The organism is Dorea sp. AF36-15AT (assembly GCF_003477705.1).
Taxonomy (GTDB): domain Bacteria; phylum Bacillota; class Clostridia; order Lachnospirales; family Lachnospiraceae; genus Claveliimonas; species Claveliimonas ammoniilytica.
Window position 1 is genome coordinate 83,287 of sequence record NZ_QUDV01000006.1, and the last position, 16,481, is coordinate 99,767.

The 16,481-nt window shown below is 42.6% G+C and carries 12 protein-coding genes and 1 riboswitch; all 12 genes read left to right on the plus strand.

The genetic code is table 11. The features are described from left to right. Positions 1-3: 3 nt before the first annotated feature. The 12 genes from DWZ93_RS09885 (at position 4) to DWZ93_RS09940 (ending at position 16,470) form a co-directional block, all read left to right on the plus strand. Positions 4-657 (plus strand): precorrin-8X methylmutase, encoded by a 654-nt coding sequence (locus DWZ93_RS09885; protein WP_330421764.1) that lies wholly within the window; start codon positions 4-6, stop codon positions 655-657. A gap of 2 nt (positions 658-659) precedes the next feature. Then, positions 660-1,280 carry a TetR/AcrR family transcriptional regulator gene (locus DWZ93_RS09890; RefSeq protein WP_118452807.1) on the plus strand — a complete coding sequence of 207 codons (621 nt, stop codon included), beginning with the start codon at positions 660-662 and terminating at the stop codon, positions 1,278-1,280. 177 nt (positions 1,281-1,457) lie between these two features. Next, positions 1,458-3,215: an ABC transporter ATP-binding protein gene (locus tag DWZ93_RS09895; RefSeq protein ID WP_118452808.1), complete on the plus strand. Its 1,758-nt coding sequence runs from the start codon at positions 1,458-1,460 to the stop codon at positions 3,213-3,215. 1 nt (position 3,216) lies between these two features. Then, the gene (locus tag DWZ93_RS09900; RefSeq protein ID WP_199665927.1) at positions 3,217-4,950 is read left to right on the plus strand and encodes an ABC transporter ATP-binding protein; all 1,734 of its coding nucleotides are present in this window, start codon (positions 3,217-3,219) and stop codon (positions 4,948-4,950) included. 236 nt (positions 4,951-5,186) lie between these two features. Next, the gene (locus DWZ93_RS09905) at positions 5,187-6,230 is read left to right on the plus strand and encodes a helix-turn-helix domain-containing protein (protein WP_118452810.1); all 1,044 of its coding nucleotides are present in this window, start codon (positions 5,187-5,189) and stop codon (positions 6,228-6,230) included. Positions 6,231-6,540: 310 nt separating this feature from the next. Next, complete coding sequence (locus tag DWZ93_RS09910) at positions 6,541-7,929, plus strand: aminopeptidase (protein ID WP_118452811.1); 1,389 nt, start codon at positions 6,541-6,543, stop codon at positions 7,927-7,929. A gap of 168 nt (positions 7,930-8,097) precedes the next feature. Then, positions 8,098-8,790 carry an HAD family hydrolase gene (locus DWZ93_RS09915; protein ID WP_118452812.1) on the plus strand — a complete coding sequence of 231 codons (693 nt, stop codon included), beginning with the start codon at positions 8,098-8,100 and terminating at the stop codon, positions 8,788-8,790. 407 nt (positions 8,791-9,197) lie between these two features. Further along, the gene (locus DWZ93_RS09920) at positions 9,198-9,716 is read left to right on the plus strand and encodes a hypothetical protein (protein WP_243061259.1); all 519 of its coding nucleotides are present in this window, start codon (positions 9,198-9,200) and stop codon (positions 9,714-9,716) included. Between the two features lie 109 nt (positions 9,717-9,825). Further along, positions 9,826-10,042, plus strand: a riboswitch (cobalamin riboswitch). Between the two features lie 165 nt (positions 10,043-10,207). Continuing rightward, positions 10,208-13,087: a hypothetical protein gene (locus DWZ93_RS09925; RefSeq protein ID WP_118452813.1), complete on the plus strand. Its 2,880-nt coding sequence runs from the start codon at positions 10,208-10,210 to the stop codon at positions 13,085-13,087. Beyond that, the gene (locus tag DWZ93_RS09930; RefSeq protein ID WP_118452814.1) at positions 13,088-14,287 is read left to right on the plus strand and encodes an ABC transporter substrate-binding protein; all 1,200 of its coding nucleotides are present in this window, start codon (positions 13,088-13,090) and stop codon (positions 14,285-14,287) included. It abuts the gene before it with no gap. A gap of 10 nt (positions 14,288-14,297) precedes the next feature. After that, positions 14,298-15,359, plus strand: a complete 1,062-nt coding sequence (locus tag DWZ93_RS09935; RefSeq protein WP_118452815.1) for a FecCD family ABC transporter permease — start codon at positions 14,298-14,300, stop codon at positions 15,357-15,359. Between the two features lie 4 nt (positions 15,360-15,363). Beyond that, a complete protein-coding gene (locus DWZ93_RS09940) occupies positions 15,364-16,470 on the plus strand; it encodes an ABC transporter ATP-binding protein (protein WP_118452816.1) in 1,107 nt (368 codons plus the stop codon). The last annotated feature ends 11 nt before the right edge of the window (positions 16,471-16,481 follow it).

Consider the following 16,481-nt stretch of genomic DNA (forward strand, 5'->3'; position numbering starts at 1 on the left):
AAGATGAAGATGATGAAAGAGATTGAACTGGAACAGGTGCTTCCGCAGGAGATTGAGAAGAGGAGTTTCGAAATTATCACAGAAGAACTGGGAGACGTGAAGCTGGTGCCGGGAACCGAACCTGTGGTAAAGCGCTGCATTCATACCAGTGCAGATTTTGATTATGCGAAGAATCTTGTATTTTCAGAGGGTGTAATAGAGCATGCACTGAAAGTATTGGGAAGTGGTGCAACGATCGTCACGGATACGCAGATGGCGATGGCAGGTGTTAATAAAAGAAAGCTTGCAGCACTCGGCTGTCAGATCCGATGCTTTATGTCGGATCCGGATGTGGCAGAAGAGGCAAAGAGGAGGGGTGTAACCCGCGCGGTAGTCAGCATGGAGCATGCGGCAAAGCTTCCGGGACCATTGATTTTTGCGATCGGTAATGCGCCGACAGCTCTGGTACATCTGTATGAACTTGTGAAGTCCGGGGCAGTGAAGCCGGAACTTATCATCGGTGTGCCGGTAGGATTTGTGAATGTCGTGCCGTCGAAGGAACTGATACTGACATTAGAAGATGTGCCGTATATCGTAGCAAGAGGAAGAAAAGGCGGCAGTAATATTGCAGCCTGCATCTGCAATGCGTTGCTGTATATGATGCCGGGAGGACGTTAGGATTGAAGCAGGATGCAAAACATAACACATTAGAACAAATTCATATAGCGGCAAAAAAGGAATTTCTGGAAAAAGGATTTAAGACAGCTTCGCTTCGGAATATTGTGAAAATGGCCGGAGTTACGACCGGTGCATTTTATGGACATTACAAGAGTAAGGAAGAATTGTTTGGAGCGCTGGTAGATGAGCAATATCATTATGTGATGGAATATTTCTGTCAGGCGCAGGATGAATTTGCGGAGCTTCCGGCAGAGGAACAGCCGAATCATGTGGGAGAGATATCCGTGGACTGTATGCTTGACGTGTTGCTCTATGCACAGAATTATCCGGAGGAATTTCAGCTTCTTTTGTGCTGCGCGGAAGGAACAAGATATGCGGGAATGATTGATGAAATGGTGGAAATTGAGGTAGAAGCGACACATCGCTATCAGGAGAGCCTTGACAGTGTGGGCAGACCGTCGCCGGAGATTGATTCTATGCTGGAACATATGCTGGCAACTGGAATGTTTAACACCTATTTTGAAATGTTTATTCATCAGATGCCACTTGATCAGGCGAAGATATATCTGAAAACTATGCACGAATTTTATACAGCTGGCTGGATGAAAATACTAAAACAGTAAGTTAAAACTAACGAAAATGCTTGACAAAAAAGGAATTTTTGGAGTATCTTTATAACAGTGTTATATATGACGACTGCGCCGCATGCAGTCTTTTCTTAAAATTGATAGTTAGTTACAACTAATTATTGATAAGGAGAAAAATAGCATAATTTAAAGAAGAGGAAAAGAGGTTTTAAGATGAAGAAACAAAGTTCCTTAGCAAGGCTCTTTGCGTATGCAGGCAATTACAAATACCTGACAATTCTGTCATGGATACTGTCTGTGATCAGTGCATGGATTGCGCTCGTACCATTCTATTACATTTGGAAAATCATCAGAGAAGTGCTGAATGCAGCACCGGAGTACAGCCAGGTAGAGCATTTATCCAGCTATGGGTGGTCTGCTGTGCTTTCAGCATTATTATCTATGGTAATCTATATTGGTGCTTTGATGTGCTCTCATATTGCAGCGTTTCGCGTGCAGGCAAATATGAGATCAGAAATGATGCATCATATTGTGACATTGCCATTAGGCTTTATGGATAGTGAAGGAAGCGGAAAAATCCGTAAAACGGTAAATGAATGCAGTGCAGCAACGGAAGCATATCTGGCTCATCAGCTTCCGGATCAGGCAGGGGCCTATGCTACACCGGTGGGACTGCTGGTGTTGCTGCTGGTATTTGACTGGCGGCTTGGATTGTTAAGTCTTATTCCTGTAGGTCTTGCATTTCTTATCATGGGAAGCATGACGGGGAAGAAGATGGAACAGAAGATGAAGGAGTATCAGAATGCACTGGAGGAAATGTCCAGCGAAGCTGTGGAATACGTGCGTGGTATTCCTGTCGTTAAGACGTTTGGGCAGTCTGTGTTTTCGTTTAAACGCTTCCGTACATCCATTGAAAAATATGAAAAATGGACGATTGCATATACAGAGGATCTGAGGATACCGATGGTTGCCTATACAACAATTATCAATGCGGTATTTACCATATTGATCGCGGCTGCATTTTTCTTTACAGCAAGTAATACATTTCTTTTAAATCTATTGTTTTACATTATTATCACACCGATCATTACAGTGACACTGAATAAGATCATGTTCTCCAGTGAGAATAAAATGATCGTGGCAGATGCACTGGCACGTGTGGATGGAATCATGGATCGTAGACCGCTGGAAGAGAGTGGACGGGAAGAGCAGCCAAAAGATCATTCGATTATCTTTGAACGCGTATCTTTCCGATATGAAGACGCTGCGAAAGATGCATTGCATCAGATCAATCTCAAAATCGGAGAGGGAGAACATGTGGCATTTATAGGACCGTCCGGCGGAGGGAAGACTACGCTGGCAAGCCTGATCGCAAGGTTCTTTGATGTGACGGAAGGCGCAGTGAAGATCGGCGGTGTGGATGTCAGAGATATTCCGTCAAAGGAGCTGCTGGAGCAGGTTTCATTTGTGTTTCAGGATAGTAAACTGTTGAAAATGTCTATTTATGATAATGTGCGTATGGGTAAGAAAGATGCTTCCAGAGAAGAAGTGATGGAAGCATTAAAGAATGCCCAGTGTGAAGATATTATAGAAAAACTTCCGGATGGTATGGATACGATTATTGGAACAAAAGGTACCTATGTATCCGGTGGTGAGGCACAGCGTCTGTCCATTGCACGGGCAATGCTTAAGAATGCACCGATTCTGATCCTCGATGAGGCGACAGCATTTGCAGATCCTGATAATGAGACAAAAGTACAGGAAGCGTTCAGCAGACTTTCTAAGGGCAAGACGGTTGTCATGATTGCCCACAGATTGTCTTCTGTAACCAATGCCGATCGTATCTTTGTATTAAAAGATGGTGAGATCGAAGAATCAGGTACTCATGAAAGTCTGGAAAAAGCAAATGGATTATATGCTCACATGTGGGAAAAATATAATCAGTCTGTATGCTGGAAGGTAGGTGTGTAATATGACATTAAAAGAGAAATTACAACACAGATATGCGCTTTCAGAAAAAGGTGCGCAGGATATGATCCGTGCATTTATTTCTGTAACGATCTCAGATATTGTTCTGATGTTGCCGGTAGGAATGTTATATATGCTGGTGAAATACTATATGGCAGATGATCTGAACGGCAGAGGAGGTTTCTTTGCAATTGGATGTATTGCGTGTCTGATCCTGATTGCTGTGACAACTTATATTCAGTATAATGCAACATTCTTAAATACTTACATAGAAAGTGGAGTGCGAAGAACTACATTGGCAGAAAAGCTTAGAAAGATACCATTATCTTTTTTTGGAAAGAAAGATCTGTCAGACCTTACCAGTGCGATTATGGCAGACTGTGCCACCATGGAGACAGCATCTTCGCATTGGATTCCGGAACTGATCGGTGCGTGTATTTCTACAGTATTAGTGGCTGTGAGCCTTTTCTTTTTGAACTGGAGAATGGCAATCGCAGCTCTTTGGGTACTTCCGGTTTCATTTCTGATCGTGCTCTGTTCCGGTAGAGTACAGAAGAATATGGCAGCCAAACAGATGACTCTGAAGATGGCGTGTGCAGACGGGATTCAGGAGTGTCTGGAAACCGTACGTGATCTGCGCGCCAATAATTCAGAAGACGAGTATCTGAAAGGACTTGATGATAAAATCCATGCAGTGGAAAAGCATGCGATTTTTTCAGAATTAACTACAGCGGTATTTGTGGCAGGTGCACAGATGATCCTGAAGTTTGGTATTGCAACAACTGCTTTGTTGGGGGGTATGCTTCTGGCAAAAGGTGATATTGATGTGCTGACTTTCTTTATGTTTCTGCTGCTGGTATCCAGATTGTATGATCCGATGCAGATCTCATTACAGAATCTGGCAGCGATTATTGCAACTGATGTCCAGTGTGAACGTCTGGATGAGATATTGTCTCATAAAGTACAGAAAGGAAAAACCGAACTTACGAATAAAGGCTATGATATTGAATTTTCGCATGTGGGATTTGCTTATGACAGCGGAGAAACGGTGTTAAAAGATGTTTCATTTACAGCGAAACAGGGTGAGGTTACAGCTTTGATCGGACCTTCCGGTGGTGGAAAGACAACGGTATCCAGACTGGCATCCAGATTCTGGGACGCACAGAAAGGACGGATTACAGTTGGAGGTATGGATATACAGAATGTGGATCCGGAGACGCTGATGTCTCTGTATTCCATTGTCTTTCAGGATGTAACATTATTTAATAATTCGATTATGGAAAATATCCGAATCGGCAGACAGGATGCAACCGATGAAGAAGTTATTGCAGCTGCAAAGCTGGCACATTGTGATGAGTTCGCAGAAAAAATGCCGAATGGCTGGAATACAATGATCGGTGAAAACGGCTCCGAATTGTCTGGCGGTGAGCGGCAGAGAATTTCGATCGCCAGAGCATTCCTGAAGGATGCACCGATCATTCTGCTGGATGAAGCAACAGCATCACTGGATGTGGATAATGAGACGGTTATTCAGGAATCACTTTCAAAACTGATCAGGAATAAGACCGTTATGATTATTGCGCATCGCATGCGTACGGTAGCCGAGGCGGATAAGATTGTTGTATTAAAAGATGGCGTAGTGGCAGAGATTGGTATTCCGAAAGAACTGGAAGAGAAAGGCGGCATCTATCAGCATATGGCAGCAGTACAGATGCAGGCGGCAGGCTGGCAGCTGTAAACGAAATAGTGACTTAATAATGAGCTGTTAAGACAGAGCGTGGCTTAAGACAGAGTCATGGTCTGTCTTTTTATATAGCGTTGACAAGCAAAAATATATGGCTGTAACAGGCAGAAATACGTGGTTGCAACTGTCAGTTGACAAATTGTATGGTATACCTTATGGTAAGCAAAAGAGGAAAATGTTATGCTGTGTTCACAAGAAAAGAAACGTGAGTTTTAGTCAGGAGGATAGATATGATCTTAGCAGATAAAATCATATTATTGCGAAAAAGAAAAGGGTGGTCACAGGAAGAACTTGCAGAACAGCTCAGTGTGACGAGACAGTCTGTATCAAAATGGGAAGGAGCACAGTCAGTACCGGATATTCAGAAAATTATACAAATGAGTGAGATATTTGGAGTTACGACAGACTATCTGTTAAAAGAAGAGATAGAAGATACGAAGACAGAAGATAAAGAGATCATTAATAGAAAAGAATCAGAAGATAATCCGGAAGAACTGCGGGTACTTACAATGAATGAGGCATCAGAATATCTCAGACTCCGCAGGGAAGCGGCACCGAAGATGGCCGGTGCCACATTGTTATGCGTACTGTCTCCGATAGCACTTCTTATGCTCAGTGCACTCAGTGAACGTCCTGAGTTCTCTTTGTCAGAAAATATGGCTGCTGGGATCGGACTGTGTGTGCTGTTGCTTCTGGTTACGATTGCGGTGGTAGAGTTTATGTCCTGTTATCATAAAGTGAAACAGTATGATTATCTGGAGAATGAAGCAATTCAACTGGAGACCGGAGCAGCAGAGATGGTAAAGAAACAGAAAGAAGAGTTTCGACCGGCGTACAGCCGTATGAATATCACAGGAGTGGTGCTGTGCATCTTGTCAGTATTGCCGTTATTCATGTCAGTTTGCGTGGAGGGACCGGATATCCTATATGTTGGCATGGTAAGTCTGCTATTGATCATTGTCGGCTTAGGATGCTATGCATTTGTTTATGCAGGTACGATACAGAATGCCATGGATAAACTGCTGGAAGAGGGAGATTATTCACGAAAAAGTAAGGAAGAGAAAAGCGTGCGCGGAACGGTCAGCGTTGTATACTGGCTGATAGTAACAGCAATTTTTCTTTATTATACATTTGGACCGCAGGGAAATGGCCAGCCGCAGTATAGCTGGTTTATTTGGGCAGTCGCAGGTGTACTCTACGGTGCTTTGATGACGGTGTGGACCCTCGTGGAGAAACGAAATAATATAGAAAACTCCAGTAGAGGAATTCTGTGATGTTATCTCAGTCGAGAAGACTCCCACCTCTTCAGGTAATGAGTAATAGCAAATTTGTCTCAGTGGGAGTCCAATCTCCGACTGAGATAAACGCTCCGCGAGGATGCGCAGTGATTCTGATAGGAATATGTCAGCTTCGCTGACCAGAATCACGCGCCAAGTCTCATGGACGTTCGACTTGAATGTCAGAATAACAGGGAAATGATATGGCATCTAAGATAGGGATGTGTTATACTAAGAATTACGCAGAAAGGACAGACTATATAAGCAAATGTCTGATCCAATAGTATAATTTAGGAGGTAGTGAAAAATGGAGAGAGCAAATGTATGGTCCTCATATAATCAGGATCAGATTGCTGAGTTAGAAGCTACAAATGCATTGTATAAACATTGCCTGGACGAAGGTAAGACAGAGCGTGAATGTGTGAAAGTCGCAGTTCGTATGGCAAAGGAAAAAGGATATCAGGATATCCGTGATCTGATTAAGAATCAGACACCTGTAAAGGCAGGAGATAAGATCTATGCAGTATGCATGGACAAGAGTGTATCTCTGTTCCAGATTGGTAAGAAGCCACTGGAAGAAGGTATGAATATTCTGGGAGCACACATCGATTCACCACGTATTGATGTAAAGCAGAATCCATTATATGAAAGTGAAGAATTTGCATATCTGGATACGCACTATTATGGTGGAATTAAGAAATATCAGTGGTTGACAATGCCGCTCGCAATTCATGGTGTGGTTGCTAAGACGAACGGAGAAGTCGTAGACGTATGCATCGGTGAGAGCGAGGAAGATCCGGTATTTGCAGTAACAGACCTGTTGCCACATCTGGCTGCCAAGCAGATGGAGCAGAAAGCCAATGCGATCATCGAAGGCGAGAAACTTGACGTGATCATTGGTAACCGTCCGCTCGAAGGAGTATCGGAAGATGAGAAAGAAGCAGTAAAGAAGAATATGCTTGCTATTCTGGAAGAGCGTTATGGAATGACAGAAGAAGATTTTGTTTCAGCAGAGTTAGAGATCGTTCCGGCTGGAAAGTCCAGAGACATGGGATTTGACAGAAGTATGGTAATGGGATACGGACAGGACGACAGAGTATGTGGATTTACATCTCTCTTTGCTATGCTGGATGTTGAAGCAGGAGACAGAACAACATGTTGTATCTTAGTAGATAAAGAAGAAATCGGAAGCGTTGGTGCAACAGGTATGCATTCAAGATTCTTCGAAAATGTAGTAGCAGAGATTCTTGCATTAATGGGTGAGACTGCTGATATTAAAGTAAGAAGAGCACTGCAGAACTCTAAGATGCTTTCTTCAGATGTAAGCGCAGCTTACGATCCGATGTTTGCAGAAGCCTTTGAGAAGAGAAGTTCAGCATTTTTCGGAAAAGGACTTGTATTCAATAAGTTCACAGGAAGCCGCGGAAAGAGCGGATCCAACGATGCCAATGCAGAATATCTTGCACAGATCCGCAAGGCATTAGATACGGATGGAGTAGCATACCAGTTCGCAGAGCTTGGTAAAGTTGATGTCGGTGGCGGCGGAACCATCGCATACATCATGGCAAACTACGGAATGGAAGTCATCGACAGCGGTGTAGCTATTCTGTGCATGCATGCTCCATGGGAAATCGCAAGCAAAGCCGATATCTACGAAGCATATAAAGGATATAAGGCATTTTTGAAAAATATGTAATACCAGGGTATAAAAGACAAGCCGTTCATGCTCGCATGAAACGGCTTGTCCTTTATACCCGCCAAAACATGAGGAAGAAGCCCGACAGGGCGGAATCCGAATGTTTTGAGGATTGAGAGAGCGCGAAGCGCGGAGCAATCCGAGATGTTACATAGAAGAGGAGTACATATGATAAAAGCTGTAATTTTTGATATTGATAATACGTTATATAGCTACGAACACAGTCATGAATACGGCATGAGATCATTAGCGGCTTATTGCAATCGCGTGTTTGGAGTATCGGAAGAAGAAACAGAAGAATGTTATAAAAGAGCTAACAAGATCATGATGGGCAGAATTGGCAGTGAGACAGCAGCCATGCACAATCGTCTGATGCGGATGCAGTGTATGTTGGAATTGTGGGACAAGCCATTATTTCCGCATACGGTGAATATGTATGACAGGTACTGGAATGCATCAATCGAGCATTCATTGATTTCGCCAGGAATCACCTGGTTTATGCAGAAATTGAAAGAACGTGGTATTCGTATTGGGATTGGAACGGATATGACTGCACATATTCAATACCGACGACTGGAATTTTTAAATCTTTCGCCATATATTGATTTTATTGTTACCAGTGAAGAAGCAGGAGTGGAGAAACCAACACCGCATCTGTTTGAATTATGTGTTGAAAAAGCAGGAGTACCTGCAGGTGAATGTGCATTTATCGGAGATAATCTTACAAAAGATGTAAAGGGCGCCTGGGATAACGGATTAAAAGGAATTTGGTATACGAAATGGATAGAACAGCAGGAAGAAACAGAATACCCGGTGATTCAGTCATTTGATGAGGTAGATGTAGAAGAGTTTTTGAAATAGAAAGAATGGTATATGTGATATGAAGTTCCTTTTGCGGTAATTAATAACTACAAAAAGGGACTTTTTTAAATGAGTTTATGTGACTTTTGTGGTAGGGCTGGGACATATAAAAAGGGTAAATGATACACAGTGGATATATACAAAAATGATAAATTTAAATAAACATAAAAACATATTGAAAAAGTTATGTTGATATGGTATGGTGGATAAACAAGAAAAAAGATTGAGAGAATATTCCGGAAGACAACTTGAAAAGAATCTTATTTGATGATAACATGGAGGCGAATGAGGATGACACAGGGAACAGCAGGAAGACTAGAAGAAAGACATGATAGGTATATTGAATTGATTAAACAATTCACGATTATGAACGATATATTTATGAGGAATGTTCTGAAAGAAAAAGCGTGCACAGAGTTTATCCTTCAAGTCTTCTGGATGCGAATATTTTAGAACCGGGGACAGAGTTTCAGAATCTCCCATGTACTACTGTAATATTTATTACAAAGAATGATGTGCTTGGTGGGGGCTTGCCGATTTATCACATTAGTAGGACAGTACGGGAAGTGGAAGCGGATTTTGGTGATGAGTTAGATATTATCTATGTCAATGGATCCAATCGTGACGATACGGAACTTGGAAGACTGATACATGATCTGAATTGCAGAGAAGCAAAGGATATGTACAGCAAGGTTCTTGCGGCACGGGTACATATGTTGAAAGAGACGAAAGAAGGGGTGGAGATTATGTGTGAAGAATTACAGGAATTATACGATGAAGGAGTAAAAGAAGGTGAAGTTCTTAAGGCTAAGCGTTCAGCATTGCTGCTGTCTAAAAAAGGAACTGCTCTTTCAGATATTGCGGAAGTATTGGAAGTAGGCATGGATATAGTACAAGAGTGGTTGTCTGAAGTCGTATACGAATAAAACAGGATCAAATACATGAAAGGATAGTACTTAATAAGAAAAGAAATGAGTCTGGAAGACGGCTGGTGAGTTGTTGACTTGCCGATCGTCAGATGCTATATTAACTAGGTAATTTTATAAAACGTTCGGTGCTGTTTAGCATGGCTGCGGAATAAGATTCTTTAAGCAGACTATGCCGGAACAGGTAAAAGGGAAACAGGTGAGATGCCTGTACGAACTCGTCACTGTGAGTAAATGGCTATGGCTGGAATGCCACTGGATAACTGGGAAGGCAGACATAGAGATACTTTACAAGTCAGGAAACCTGCCGGTCGTTGGTGCGGGGAATGCAGATTCCGGATCACGAGTAATTGATTGTACCGAAATGATCATGAATTCAAGGCTTCCTGTATTTCAGGTCAGGAAGGTTTGATTTTTGTAGAATTCTTTATTCTGATTATTTCCCCAGATAACAAAGACAACATGATATTGCAGAAGGAATGAGGAGAAAAATGAAGAGATATTATAAGCGTTTTCTTGCTCTTTGCTTAAGTGCGTCTATGCTTGTGTCACCGCTTAGCTATACGAAAGCTTATGCATCATCGGATGAAGCCGGTGTCACGGAAAACAGCAGTCAGAATGAAACTGTAGCAGAGTCAGAAAACAAATCAGAGAGTCAGAATCCGGCATCAGAAGAAGCTGGCAACGCGTCGAGTCAGGAAAAGGAAAATGTGTCAAACAATAATAGCAACACAGCAGACGCAGAAAAATCCGGCAGTGTAGCTGTTCAGCAGGAAAGTCAGCAAACAGCAGAGACAGGACAGGTGCAGAGTGAAGCATCAGATGGAGAGAATGTTGTAGTACAGACAGCAAATGCACCAACTGTAACGAGTAATACTGTTCAGGTAGTAAAAGAAGATGGAAATGTATTTGCAATGTTCAAAATTACCACTTCAACGGTTAAGAAAAATGGAGAACTGTATGATGTGTCATTTACTACAAGCAGCAACAGTTATGATAAGATTTATCTGGGATCAAAAAACGATGAAACAAAAGAACCTGTAATTAGTAGAAGTGCAGATGGAACCAATACATTTACATTTAAAGTAGATGCATCTAAAGTTGGAAAAGTGCAGTCGGTAGTACTGGGAAAGCCAGATGGAAGCTGGTATACCAAGGCTGATCTGTGGATTTATATTCCGGAGGAAACAGTGACGGAACCGGGAACGAATCCAACACCGGAGCCAGAACTGACTCCGAGACCAGAACCAACTCCGACTACCCCGGAAGATGGAAGCTATAACAACATAGGCGTAACATCCAGTGCGTCCATGTTTAAAGTTGTAGATTGTAAGCTAGTGGTAAAAGATGGAAAACTGACAGCGGTACTTACTTTAAGTGGAACTGGGTATGGATATTTATATAAGGGAACAAAAGAAGAAGCAGCAGCTGCAGATAAGAGCACATGGATTCCATTTGTGGAAGATGTAAATGGAAAGTATACCTATAGCCTGCCATTAAATTCTCTTGCAGAAAACAAAGTAAAGTTAGCGGCGTATTCTACAAAATATGCAAAATGGTATGACCGTGAATTAACATTTGATTTTTCTAACATGAATAGAATATATCCGACAGCAGCGGATGGCATATACTCTATTGAAGTGGAAACTGGCGCGGCTATGTTTAAAGTAGTTGACTGTAAGCTGACAGTTAAGAATGGCTTGATGTCAGCGGTAATCACTTTGAGTGGTACAGGGTATGATTATCTCTATATGGGAACGGGAGCAGATGCTGAGAAAGCAGATCGTAAATCATGGGTTCCATATGTGGTAGATGCAAATGGCAAGTATACCTATACCATTCCGGTAGAGGCGTTGGATAAGGAAATTGCAGTAGCCTCTCATTCTATTAAAAAGAATCAGTGGTATGCTCGTACTCTTACATTTAAATATGACACGTTACAGAAGATAAGTGATGACAGCAATACAAATCCATCCAACCCATCTACTCCGTCTAAGCCGTCGGATAATAATGGTAATGGTAATTCTGGTGCATCAAAGCCAAATGACGGCAAGGCGGACAATGAATCCAAGTGGGAGGCAGATACCAGTGGATCTACATCTGCTGTCAACAGTTCTACTACATTAGTTGATGGCGTATATACGCCAGACAGATTTAGCTGGTCAGGTGGAACCGGTAAGGTAAAGATCAGCTGTAATAAGGTTACGATTACGAATGGGCAGGCATTTGCAACGCTGGTATTTGACAGCGATCATTACCAGTATGTAAAGACAAATGGAAAGACTTACTATACAACCAAAGGCGGTGGAATGGCGACGGTTGTAATTCCGGTAGCTTTGAATGAGAATAATACGATTCTGGCTATGACGGATAAAATGTCTGTGGCGCATGAGATTGCTTATACGATTTTTATATATCTGGCGGCTGCTGGCAATGGAAAAGGTGCAGGGACTATTCAAAATAAGACATTGGATGACAAAGCACCTGAGATTATGGGACTGAATTATGAGTCTGAGACGAAACTGGAGCATGCAGAGTATTTTAAAATCTATCATTATGATAAAGGTATTACACTTCTGGAAGTAGATGTGACAAAAGACACCATCCGAGATCCGAAAAAGAAAGACTCTGATAATAAAGATACTGATACAAACAAAGATACAGATACGAACGAAGATTCGAATAAGTCAGAAGAGACTTCGAAGGATCAGACATCGGAAGCGGCGGATTCTGCGGAAGGCGGCGAGGCTGTAGTCGGTGAAACGGAACAGGCGGCAGAACTTTATAAAGGAAATGTCATCAAATATCTTCTTGTACCGGAGAATACTGTGATTCCTGTAGGACTCAGTGAGGATATGATCGTAGTACAGATGCCAACAGACCAAGCATATGTATCCGATAATGAGATACTGAAGCAGATGGAAGAGATGGACCTGCTAGATCAGGTGGCAGCAGTCGGTATGAAAAAAAAGAACTGTGAAGTCTCTGATATTGCGGATAAGATGTCAAAGAAAAAAGACGAAAAACAGGCAGAAGTTATCTACGGTGGTAAAGAGAGAGACCCGAAGTATCGAGATCTGGTAAAACAGGAAGTAAATCTCGCTCTGGTATCCAGTGAACTGCTTCCGGCAGAGGATAAGACCACGAAGAAGGGCAAGACCATTACGGAAGAAGACCAGATTGAGCAGTGGGAGAAGATTACTGAAAAGTATGCACTTCTTGGAATCCCGATGATCGTGGATCGTTCGGAAGATGAAAAGGATGATCTGGCAAAAGCAGAATGGATCAAGGTGTATGGTGTGATCTTCGGATGCGAGGATCAGGCAAATGCTCTGTATAACAAAGCCGTACAGCAGGCAGGAGAAAAGTAAATGAAGAAAAAGTTATTATATCAGGTGTTTGCGGTAATAATGATGGCGACATTTTTGGTAACAGGATGTGGTCAGAGCGGAAATGACAGTAAAGCTAGTAAAAGCAGTCAGCGAAGCGAGGCAAAAGCTTCTGATAAAGAGAAAGTGGATGCTCCGGAGATTCCGGAGCTGACTTTCGAAAGGGCAATGGATCTGACTTATGCAAAAGAATTTGATGTGTATTATTATAAGGATGGATATAAGCTGATTGATGTACATGAGGACAGACAGTATCTTATTGTTCCGGAGGGCAAGGAAGCACCGGAAGGATTGGATGAGGATATTGTGGTGATCAAACAGCCGGTACAGAACATCTACATGGCAGCAACGGCAACCATGTCGCTTTTTGACAGACTGGATGCATTGGATACTATCAGTTTTTCCGGACTGGAAGCTTCGGGCTGGTATGTGGAGAATGCTAAAGAAGCAATGGAGTCAGGAGAAATTACCTATGCTGGTAAATATAGCGAGCCGGATTATGAGAAGATCGTAGACGGAGACTGTAATCTGGCAATTGAGTCTACCATGATCCTGCATACACCAAAGGTACAGGAGATGATTGAAGAACTTGGGATTCCGGTATTTGTGGACTATTCCAGTTATGAAGCACATCCGCTTGGCAGAACAGAGTGGATCAAGCTGTATGGCGCAATGCTGAATAAAGAAGATCTGGCAGAATCATTTTTTGAAGATCAGGCGAAAGTAATCGAAGAACTGAAAGATTTCAAAAATACAGAGAAGACAGTTGCATACTTCTATATGAATTCTGATGGTTCTGTCGTGGTACGTAAGTCAGATGACTACATTCCGTCAATGATCGAGATTGCAGGCGGCAGATACATTTTCACAGACCTGAAGAATGCAGACAGCAATGCACCTTCTGTAAAGCTGACGATGGAAGAATTCTATGCGACAGCAGTAGATACGGATTATCTGATCTATAATGGAACCATTGACGGGCAGGTCAGCAGTATTGCGGATCTGGAGTCCAAGAGTGATCTCTTTGCGGAGTTCAAGGCTGTCAAAGACGGAAATGTATGGTATACTGGAAAAAATCTGTATCAGGCAACAGATACAGTTGGAGAACTGATCGGGGACATTCATCATATGCTGACGGATGGAGATGCGAGTCAGATGACATTTCTTGAGAAAATGAATTAGGTGAGGTACTATGCAGAAAGAACAGAAGCAGACAGAGAGCGTAAGCTTTCACAGTGAGAATTTCAAAAGGCGTTCCAGATATACAGTGGTATTTCTGGGGCTTCTGGCAGCATTTTTCGTGATCATTGTATTGAATATTAACACGGGAAATGTACATATTTCTGTACCGAAGATATTGAGAATATTATTCATGAGAGATGGGGATGCCGTAGAGTACAGTATTATCTGGAAAATACGGCTGCCCCGCATTCTTATGGCAGCGATACTGGGCGGAGCATTGTCTCTGTCCGGTTTCTTATTACAGACCTTTTTCTCGAATCCTATAGCGGGACCGTTTGTGCTGGGTATTTCTTCAGGAGCCAAGATGGTAGTTGCATTGGCAATGATTATATTTCTGAAACATATCGGACATTTTTCGTCAGGGGTGCTTGTGCTGGCGGCATTTATCGGATCTTTGTTATCGACCGGATTTATTTTACTGATGTCGCGAAAGATCCAGCATATGGCATCACTTTTGGTAGGTGGTATCATGATCGGATATATCTGCTCGGCGATTACTGATTTTGTAGTGACATTTGCAGACGATTCTGATATTGTCAATCTTCACGGCTGGTCATTGGGAAGCTTTTCGGGTTCCAGCTGGAGTAATATCAGGGTGGCAGCAGTCATTGTAGCTGTGGCGGCTGTATGGACATTTTTACTTTCCAAGCCTATTGGAGCTTACCAGCTGGGAGAGCATTATGCACAGAGTATGGGTGTTAATATTCAATTGTTCCGTATATTGATTATTTTGTTGTCCAGTATATTGTCTGCATGCGTGACAGCATTTGCGGGGCCGATTTCATTTGTAGGAATCGCGGTTCCATTTCTGACCAGAAAGGCATTTGGGACATCGAAACCTATTGTAATCATACCGGGTACATTTTTTGCGGGGGCTGTATTCTGCATGAGCTGTGACCTGATCGCGAGAATGGCACTGGCACCGGTGGAACTGAATATCAGTACGGTGACATCCATTGTGGGTGCGCCGATCGTCATCTATATGATGGTGAAACGTGAGAAAGGACGATAGAGATATGGCTGAGTATTATTTGCAGACCAAAGACCTGGCCGTGGGCTATCAGGGAAAGGCACTGATCCATGATATTAATTTTGGCATCTGTAAGGGCGAGATCGTAACATTGATAGGACCCAATGGTTCCGGGAAGTCTACAATCCTTAAAAGTATTACCAGGCAGCTCAGACTGGTGGGCGGTAAGGTGTTTTTTGATGATACGTCTCTGACGAATATTTCTTATAAAGAGTTGTCGTCCAGGATGGCAGTGGTATTAACAGAACGAATCCGGACAGAACTTATGACCTGTCACGATATTGTGGCAACGGGACGGTATCCGTATACCGGAAGACTCGGTATCCTGACCGCAGAGGATGAACGGATCGTAGATGAAGCAATGGCGGCAGTTCACGCACAGGAGATCGGCAATCGGGATTTTAATGCGATCAGCGATGGGCAGAAGCAGCGAATTATGCTGGCGAGAGCCATCTGTCAGGAGCCGGAGATCATTGTGCTGGACGAACCGACTTCATATCTGGATATCCGGTATAAGCTGGAACTTCTTGATATTCTGAAACGTATGGCAAAGGAAAAGGGAATTACGGTGCTTATGTCTCTGCACGAGATTGATCTGGCTCAGAAATGTGCGGACAGGATCGTCTGTGTGCGCGGGGAAGAGATTATGGCGTATGGAACGCCGGAAGAGGTATTTTACGAAGAGACCATAGAAAAACTATATGATCTAGACAATGGTTCCTATAATCCATTGTCCGGCAGTCTGGAACTTAAGAAGACAGAAGGAGAGCCGGAAGTCTTTGTCATTTCTTCCGGTGGCAATGGAACACCGATCTATCGGAAGCTTCAGCGGGAAGGCAGACCATTTGCGGCAGGTATATTGTATACCAATGATGTGGATTATCAGGCAGCAAGAGTACTGGCATCGAAAATCATTACAGAAGAACCGTTTGAAGAGATTAGCGACAATACATATAAAAATGCAGAAAATATGATTGATCAATGCCAAATTGTCGTGAATGCCGGAGTACATATAGGAAGCTGTAACCACAGAATGAGAAATCTATTGCAGTATGCACAAGAAAAAGGAAAACTAAAACGGGATTATTTATAAAAAACTGCCAA